Here is a 4,575-nt window from a genome sequence, read left to right as displayed (position 1 = left end):
TGCGGGCCTCGAAGGTCTCGGCGAACTGCGATTCGCGGGCCTCCAGCAGGCCGGCGATGGCCGGGTTCGCCTGCTCGATCACGGTCTGCAGGGCCTGGGTGCGGTACTCGATGGTCCCCGCGATCTCGCGACCGCGGCCATCGACCAGACGGTCGATCTCAGCCTGGGCCTGAGCGAACAGGGCCTGCAGGTCGCCGCTCCGGGCCTCGAAGGCCTGGGCCAGCTGGGTCTCCCCCGCCTGCAGCAGCCCGGCGATGGCCGGGCTGGCCTGCTCGATCACGGTCTGCAGAGCCTGGGTGCGGTGCTCGATCGCCCCCGCGATCTCGCGGCCGCGGCCGTCGACCAGACGATCGATCTCCGACTGCGCCTGGGCGAACAGGGCCTCCAAGTTGCCGCTCCGGGCCTGGAAGGCCTGGGCGATCTGGGTCTCACCCGCCTGCAGCAGGCCGGCGATGGCCGGGCTGGCCTGCTCGATCGCCGTCTGCAGGGCCTGGGTGCGGTGCTCGATGGTGCCGGCGATCTCGCGGCTGCGGCCGTCGACCAGGCGGTCGATCTCCGACTGCGCCCGATCGAACAAGGCGCGCAGGTCGGCGAAGCGGGCATCCAGCAGGTCCGCCATGTCGGTGGGCGCCGCGTCGAGGGTCTGGCGCAGGCCCTCGGTCCGGGTGGTGATCGTGTCGGCGAGTTCCTGACCGCGCACCTCCACGAGATCGCGCAGGCCGGCCTGAGCCTCCTCGAACAGGGCCTGGAGGCGCTGCGTGCGGCTGTCGAGGGTCGCGGCGAGCTGGCGCTCCCGGGTCTCGACCAGCGCGGTGACGGCGGCGGGCGCCGCCTCCAGCATCGTCCGCAACGCCTGGATCTTGGTGTCGACCGAGGCGGCGAAGCGGCCGCCCCCGCCTTCCACAACCGCGTCGAGGGCGGTGTGGGCTTCCTCGAACAGGGTCCGCAGGCCCTGGGCGCGGGCGTCCAGGGTCTCGGCCAGGCGGTTGCCGCGACCCTCGACCAGGTTCTCCAGGTGCCCGAGGCGTTCGTCGAACAGGCCGCCGAGCGCCTGGGTCCGGGAATCCAGGGCCCCGGCGGCGCTGCCGAAGGCGTCCTCGACGGCGGCGATCAGGGCGCGGCCGCGTGTATCCAGCGCCTCGTTGAGCGGGCCCATGCGGCCGTCGAGGGTGGTGGCCAGGGTGCCGGCATGGCCGTCCAGCATCACGCGGATCTGGTTGGTGCGGTCGTCGAGCAGGCCGTGGACCGAACGCACGCCCTCGTCGAGCAGGCCGCTGATGTCGGCGGTGCGGCTCGACAGGGTGTGGCCGAGGCGGCCCTCGCCGGCCTCCAGCATCCGCTCGGCATCCGCAATGGTCTGCTGGAGCTTGGACAGGACGCTGTCGCCGCGCTGGTCGATCAGCTCGGCCAGCGAGGTGCCGCCGCGGTCGAACAGGCGCGCCAGCTCGGTGATGCGGCCGCCGATCGCCCCGAACACGGTCCGGCCCTTCTCGTCGAGTTCGCTCGACATGGCGGCGATGCGCTCGTCGATCAACGTCGCGAGCAGTTCCGAACGCTCGGCGAAGGCCGCGCGCACGGCCTCGGTGCGGGCGGAGAGGGCCGCGTCGGCGCTCTGGGCCCGCTCGTCCACCAGCTGGACGATCTCCTGCACCCGGCCCGACAGCGAAGCCTCGAGGACCCGGGTGGATTCGGCCACGGCCCCCGTGAGGCTTCCGATGCTCTCGGCCATCGCCTTGTCGATCCCGCCGGTCCGGTCGGTGATCGTCGCGACCAGGTCGCGGGTGCGGCCGGCCAGTTCCTCGTCGACCGCGCGGGTGCGCGCCTCGATCAGGCGGATCGCCTCGAAGGCCTGCACGCCGAAGCTCTCGTCCACGAGGCGGGCGCGCTCATCGAGGGCGTTGGCAATCTCCTGCAGACGGCTGATGACGCCGGCGTCGAAATGCTCGGCGCTGCCCGCGATACGGCGGGCCATCTCGGCGGTGCGCCGGTCGATGTCCTGCCCGAGCCCCTCGGCCCGGCCGTCGAGCACCGCGACCAGGTTGCGGCTGCCCTCTTCCATGATCCGGGCCATCTCCCCGGTCCGGGCGGCCAGCGCCTCGTTCAGGGCCTTGCCGCGGGCGTCGATCCGGCCGTCGACGTGATCGACCAGGTTCGCCACGACGTCGCCGATCTCGGCCGCGCGCTTGGCCGAGCGCGCTTCCAGGTCGCCGAGATGGGTCTCGACCAGGCTGCCGGCCTCGCGGGCGCGGGTCGCGATGGTCTCGGCCACCGCCTGGCCCTTGACGGTGATGAGCCGGTCCATCTCCTCCAGCCGGGCCCCGACGGTCTCGCCCATCGTCGCGGTGTCGCGGCCGATGCGGTCGGCCAGGATGTCGCCGCGGGCGATGGTCTCCTGCAGGGCGGCGAGGCGGCTGCCGAGAGTCTCGTCGATAGCGCGCACTCGGCCGTCGGCGGTCTCGGCGAAGCTCGCGCCGGTCTGGCTGAGCGTGTCGGCGATGCGCGCACCCTGGCTCGCCACCGCGAGCACGATGTCGCGGCCGGTGCCGCTGATCCGGGTCTGGGTCTCCTCGGCATGGCTGGCCAGGAGTTCGGCCACGCCCTTGCCGTGCTCGCCGAAGGCGGCCTCCATCTCCCCGATGCGGGCGGCGAGGTCGTCCGAGATGGCGCGGGCGGCCTGTGCCAGGCTGCGGGTGGCGTCGCCGGTGCGGGCGGACAGCTCGCGGTTGAGGTCGCCGAGGGCGCCGCGCAGGGCGGTCACCGCGGCAGAGCCGCGCTCATTGAGTTCGATGCCGGCCCGGTCGGCGGCATCGCGGAAATGGGTCAGCAGGTTCGCGGTCTCGGCCGCGACCGCGCCGGTCACCTCGGCCGAGCCGTGGCGCAGGGTCTGCAGGGTATCGGCCAGGCGGGCGGACGCCGCGCGCGTGTGGGCCTCGAGTTCGCCGGTGACGGTGCTCGCGGAGCCGCGCAGGGACTGGACGGCGGCGGCGGCGCCGGCCTCAAAGCCGTGGCCCAGCGCCGAGAAAGCGGATTCCAGGCTCTGGGTGGCGGCCTCGGTCCTGTCGGTGATGTGGCCGCCGGCCCGCTCGGCCGCCGCCTGGACGCGGCTCTCGAGGTCCGAGGCCTGGACCGTCACGGTGTCGTGCAGGCGCGCCGCGATGCCGTCCATGCGCCCGGCCAGGGCATCGCCGCGCTCGGCGATCGTCTCGGCGATCCGCTCGGCGGTGCCGATCAGGTCATCGCGCACGGTGCCGGCCTGGCTGGTCAGCGTCTCGCCGACGCCGCCCATGGCCAGCGCCAGGGCGGCCTGGGCGTCGCGCCCGCGGCTCTCGATCGCCTCGGCGACGGAGAGGCCGGCCGTCTCGATCTCGGCACGCAGCGCCAAGCCGCGGCCGGCAATGTCCTGGGTGAGGGCCGCGCCGGTCTCGGCGAAGCGCGCGGTGATCTGAGTCCCCATCGCGCCGAACCGCTCCGTCAGCTCGGAACTCCGCGACAGGAAAGCGTTCTCCAGGCCGATCACCGAGCGCTCGAAGCTCTCGCGCACGACGCCGCCCTGGCGCTCCAGGGACTCGCTGACGCGCAGGCCGGTCTCGGCGAGGCTCTGGGCGACGGAGGCGGTGCTCTCGGCGATCCGCCCGGTGAGGGCGTCCCCGGTCGACTGGAACGCGCCGGTCACGTCGCGGGCGCGGGTCTCGAAGGCGCGCGTCAGGCTCTCGCCGACGTCCAGCAGGCTGCCGCGCACGCCCTCGCTGGTGGCCGCGAGGTTCTCGATCAACTCGTCGCCGCGCCCGGTCATCAGGCTGACGACCCGGTCGCCGGCCTCGCCAAGGGATGCGGTGATGGCCGCGCCGCGGGCGTCGAGCGCCCCGGTCACGCGCTCGCCCGCGCCGTTGAGCGCCAGGACGATCCGCTCGGACGCGCCCTCCAGCTCCTGGCTCAGGCTCTGGTGCGAGCCGGTGATCGCGCCGCGCACCCGCTCGGCGTTGGTGACGATGGATTCCCGCTGGGCCACCAGCTCCTCGACGAGGGAGCGGATGCGGATCTCGTTGTCGGAATAGGCCCGCTCCAGGGTGGCGATCTCGCCGCGCACCAGGGTCTCGAGTTCGCCGGCCCGGGCGAGCGCACGCTCGACGCCGTCGCCGACCGCGGCGACTTCCCGGCGCACCGTCTGCGACATGGTCAGGACCGCATCCGTGGAGAAGCTCTCGGGCTCGGCCAGGCGCACCGCGACTTCGCCGACCGCGCGGGCAACGAGGCGCATCTCCTGCGCCCGCGCGGCCAGCATGGCGGCGATCACGAACAGGACGACCGGCCCGAGCAGGGCCGCGGCGCCCACCGTCGCCTGGAGCGGGGTGAGGCCCGAGACGACGCCGCGCAGGTCGCCGCCGGATTGCAGCCAGGCGACCAGCACCAGGCCGGCGATCCAAGCGAGGCCGGCCAGCAACGCGTACAGATAAGGCTTGGGCGAGGAGCGCACCCGCAAGGTCTGCTGCAGGATACCGATGTTGCGCCGGTCATCGTTCGCCACCAGCGAGCGGTCGGGCGGCAGCAGTCCGCCCTCGCGGCGCGGACGCTCGC

Annotated in this window: 1 pseudogene; it reads right to left on the bottom strand. The window is 73.8% G+C overall.

From position 1 onward, the window contains the following. Positions 1-4,575 (bottom strand): annotated as a pseudogene (locus FV228_RS20980) (hypothetical protein); the annotation flags it as partial.

The sequence above is a fragment of the Methylobacterium sp. WL18 genome, assembly GCF_008040015.1.
Lineage (GTDB): Bacteria > Pseudomonadota > Alphaproteobacteria > Rhizobiales > Beijerinckiaceae > Methylobacterium > Methylobacterium mesophilicum.
This window is presented reverse-complemented; position numbering and strand designations above follow the sequence as displayed.